The following is a 3804-nucleotide window of genomic DNA, read 5'->3' on the forward strand; positions in this document are numbered from 1 at the left end:
CTACGACCTCTGTCGGAAACCTCAGAAACTCCGGAAACCTCCGTCAACAATGACGGCGTTGCATGCACTTGGCCCTCGACGAGCCGCGCCGAGGAACGCGCAGTGTCGTTCATGTCCGCGTTTAGCGGACAGTGCCCGGCCGCTGCCGATGCCGAAAGGATCAAGGGCATCAATGGCTTGCGGTGATTTCCGACACGCGTAGCGAACACGATCCCGTTTGTCGTTCAGCGCTGACAGAGTACCCGCCCGAAATCGGCAGCGGGCCCAACCGATAGAGTGGACTGCAACCCTCAGGTGAGACAGAAGAACCCCGAGCACCGCCGAAGGCAGCACTCATGGGCTCGAGCAGGACCGAGCCATCAGAACGACGGTGCCGAGATGCTGGTAGTGCAGGGTCCGCAGACCTACAGGATCTGGTTGTTAGATTCTTGCGCAAGCAGAACGGCGGCCGACAGGAACGAGTCAGACCGCCTAGGCTGGAAACGCCAGCAATATCAAAGAGAAAAGCGTTTCACTGCGCTTGACGGCAGTGCCATCGCGGCCATATAAGCGCGCACCTCGTCGAGGGGCTGGTAGTTAGGCGCAAGCCTAAGACGCAGCCTGACGTCGAGGACCGCTACAAGTCAGGCCTTCTGGCCGCAGAGTTTTTGATCGCGCGGGCGCTGCGCTCTTGCCGCTAGCCCCGCGTATTCGCTTTGCGCCGAAGCTTGTCCTGGGTGGACCCGAGATCAGGCCCCGAACAGGGGCGCATTAGGAAACCGGAAGTCGATGCCGACCATCAACCAGCTGATCCGCAAGCAGCGTCACGGCCTCACCTCGCGCAACAAGGTGCCGGCGCTGCAGGCCTGCCCGCAGAAGCGCGGCGTCTGCACGCGCGTCTACACGACGACCCCGAAGAAGCCGAACTCCGCGCTGCGCAAGGTCGCCAAGGTCCGCCTGACCAACGCCTACGAGGTGGTGAGCTACATTCCGGGCGAGGGCCACAATCTGCAGGAGCACTCGGTGGTCATGATCCGCGGCGGTCGCGTCAAGGATCTGCCGGGCGTCCGCTACCATATCATTCGCGGCACCCTCGATACGCAGGGTGTCAAGGACCGCAAACAACGCCGTTCGAAGTACGGCGCCAAGCGTCCGAAGTAAGGCGGGGAGGAAGAGAAAATGTCCCGTCGTCGCGCCGCCGAGAAGCGTGAAGTTCTGCCGGACGCCAAGTTCGGCGATGTCGTTCTCTCCAAGTTCATGAACACGCTCATGGAGCGTGGCAAGAAGTCGGTCGCCGAGCGTGTCGTCTACGGCGCCCTCGACGAGATCGAAGCCAAGCTCAAGCAGGATCCGGTCCCCGCCTTCCACGAGGCTCTGGAGAACGTGAAGCCGGCGGTCGAAGTCCGCTCGCGCCGCGTCGGCGGCGCCACCTATCAGGTTCCCGTCGAGGTCCGCCCCGAGCGCCGCCAGGCGCTGGCCATCCGCTGGATCATCCAGGCCGCGCGCGATCGCTCGGGCCACAGCATGAAAGAGAAGCTTTCGGCCGAGCTGCTCGATGCCTTCAATCGCCGCGGCAACGCGGTGAAGAAGCGCGAGGACACCCACAAGATGGCCGACGCCAACAAGGCGTTCGCCCATTATCGCTGGTAACCGGCCGTACAAGAATCGAGAAAGCCCCCTCCATGGCCCGCACCACCCCCATCGCCCACTACCGAAACATCGGTATCATGGCGCATATCGACGCCGGCAAGACGACGACGACCGAGCGCATCCTCTACTACACCGGCAAGTCGCATAAGATCGGCGAAGTCCATGACGGCGCCGCGACCATGGACTGGATGGAGCAGGAGCAGGAGCGCGGCATCACCATCACGTCGGCCGCGACGACCGCTTTCTGGAAGGCCGAGACCGGCCCGTTCGCCGGTCCGTCGTTCCGCGTCAACATCATCGACACCCCGGGCCACGTCGACTTCACCATCGAGGTCGAGCGTTCGCTGCGCGTGCTCGACGGCGCGGTCTGCGTGTTCGATTCGGTGGCGGGCGTGGAGCCGCAGTCGGAGACGGTGTGGCGCCAGGCCGACAAGTACGGCGTGCCGCGTATCTGCTTCGTCAACAAGATGGACCGCACCGGCGCCAACTACTGGCGCACCGTCGACATGATCAAGGATCGCCTCGGCAGCAAGCCGCTGGTCACCCAGATCCCGATCGGCACCGAGTCGAGCTTCAAGGGCCTGATCGACCTCGTCTCCAACAAGGCGATCATCTGGCTGGAAGAGACGCTGGGCGCCAAGTATGAGGTCGTCGAGATCCCGGACGATCTCAAGGAGCAGGCCGCCGAATGGCGCCACAAGATGCTCGAGATGGCCGTCGAGCAGGATGATGCGGCACTCGAGAAGTACCTGGGCGGCGAGGAGCCGGACTACGACACGCTGATCAAGTGCATCCGCAAGGGCACGATCTCCTACGCGTTCGTTCCCGTGCTGTGCGGCTCGGCGTTCAAGAACAAGGGCGTGCAGCCCATGCTCGACGCCGTCGTGAACTACCTGCCGGCGCCGACCGACGTTGCCGACGTCAAGGGCGTCAAGATGGGCACCGACGAGGCGATCACGCTGCCGTCGAGCGACGACGCGCCGCTGTCGGCCCTGGCGTTCAAGATCATGACCGATCCGTTCGTGGGCTCGCTCACCTTCGCGCGCGTCTATTCGGGCGTGCTCGAGTCGGCGACCGGCGTGCTGAACAGCACCAAGGACCGCAAGGAGCGTATCGGCCGCATGCTGCTGATGCATGCCAACAACCGTGAAGACGTGAAGGAAGCCCGCGCCGGCGACATCATCGCGCTGGCGGGCCTCAAGAGCGTGACCACCGGCGACACGCTGTGTGATCCGGATAACCCCGTGATCCTCGAGAAGATGGACTTCCCCGATCCGGTCATCGAGCTCGCCATCGAGCCGAAGTCGAAGGCCGACCAGGAGAAGATGGGCGCCGCTCTCGGCCGCCTCGTCCAGGAAGATCCGACGTTCCGCGTCTCGACCGACCAGGAGACGGGCCAGACCGTCATCAAGGGCATGGGCGAGCTCCATCTCGAGATCAAGGTCGACATCCTGCGCCGTACCTACAAGGTCGACGCCAATGTCGGCGCCCCGCAGGTCGCCTATCGCGAGACGCTCGGACGCAAGGCCGAGATCGACTACACCCACAAGAAGCAGTCCGGCGGTTCGGGCCAGTTCGCCCGCATCAAGGTGGTGTTCGAGCCGGGCGAGCCGGGCTCGGGCTACAGCTTCGAGAGCAAGATCGTCGGCGGCTCGGTGCCCAAGGAGTTCATCCCGGGCGTCGAGAAGGGCCTCGAGGCCTCACGCGAGACCGGCGTGCTCGCCGGCTTCCCGGTGATCGACTTCAAGGCGACGCTGGTCGACGGCAACTACCACGACGTCGATTCGAGCGTGCTGGCCTTCGAAATCGCCGCCCGTGCGGCATTCCGCGAAGGCCTCGCCAAGGCGCAGTGCAAGCTGCTCGAGCCGATCATGAAGGTCGAGGTGGTGACGCCCGACGACTACATGGGCGATTGCATCGGCGACCTGAACAGCCGCCGCGGCCAGATCCTCGGCATGGATGCCCGCGGCAACGCGCAGGTCATCGATGCCATGGTGCCGCTGGCCAACATGTTCGGCTACGTGAACACGCTGCGGTCGATGACCCAGGGTCGGGCCGCCTACACGATGACCTTCGATCACTACGCGCCTGTGCCGCAGGCGGTGGCGGACGAGGTCATCACCAAGCTGGCGGGCTAAGGCCGCCGATCGAACCAAGACCGATTGAAGGAACAAG

The 3804-nt window shown here is 64.1% G+C and carries 4 protein-coding genes; all 4 read left to right on the top strand.

The annotated features are described in order from the left end of the window. A partial coding sequence (locus RSO01_RS48770; protein WP_218037678.1) for a hypothetical protein occupies positions 1-186 on the top strand: 186 nt, incomplete at its 5' end. Positions 187-768: 582 nt separating this feature from the next. Continuing rightward, positions 769-1140 carry a 30S ribosomal protein S12 gene (gene rpsL, locus RSO01_RS46185; RefSeq protein ID WP_092831565.1) on the top strand — a complete coding sequence of 124 codons (372 nt, stop codon included), beginning with the start codon at positions 769-771 and terminating at the stop codon, positions 1138-1140. An 18-nt stretch (positions 1141-1158) separates the two neighbouring features. Then, entirely contained in the window at positions 1159-1629 is a 471-nt protein-coding gene (gene rpsG / locus RSO01_RS46190; RefSeq protein WP_147157375.1) for a 30S ribosomal protein S7, read from the top strand. Between the two features lie 32 nt (positions 1630-1661). Next, positions 1662-3767, top strand: coding sequence for an elongation factor G (gene fusA, locus RSO01_RS46195; protein WP_147157376.1), 2106 nt, complete (start codon positions 1662-1664; stop codon positions 3765-3767). Positions 3768-3804 lie beyond the last annotated feature (37 nt).

Source organism: Reyranella soli (assembly GCF_007992495.1).
GTDB lineage: Bacteria > Pseudomonadota > Alphaproteobacteria > Reyranellales > Reyranellaceae > Reyranella > Reyranella soli.

Excerpts from the sequence above, each read along its gene's own strand:
- rpsL (WP_092831565.1), top strand. The coding sequence starts at position 769 with ATGCCGACCATCAACCAGCTGATCCGCAAGCAGCGTCACGGCCTCACC.
- rpsG (WP_147157375.1), top strand. The coding sequence starts at position 1,159 with ATGTCCCGTCGTCGCGCCGCCGAGAAGCGTGAAGTTCTGCCGGACGCC.
- fusA (WP_147157376.1), top strand. The coding sequence starts at position 1,662 with ATGGCCCGCACCACCCCCATCGCCCACTACCGAAACATCGGTATCATG.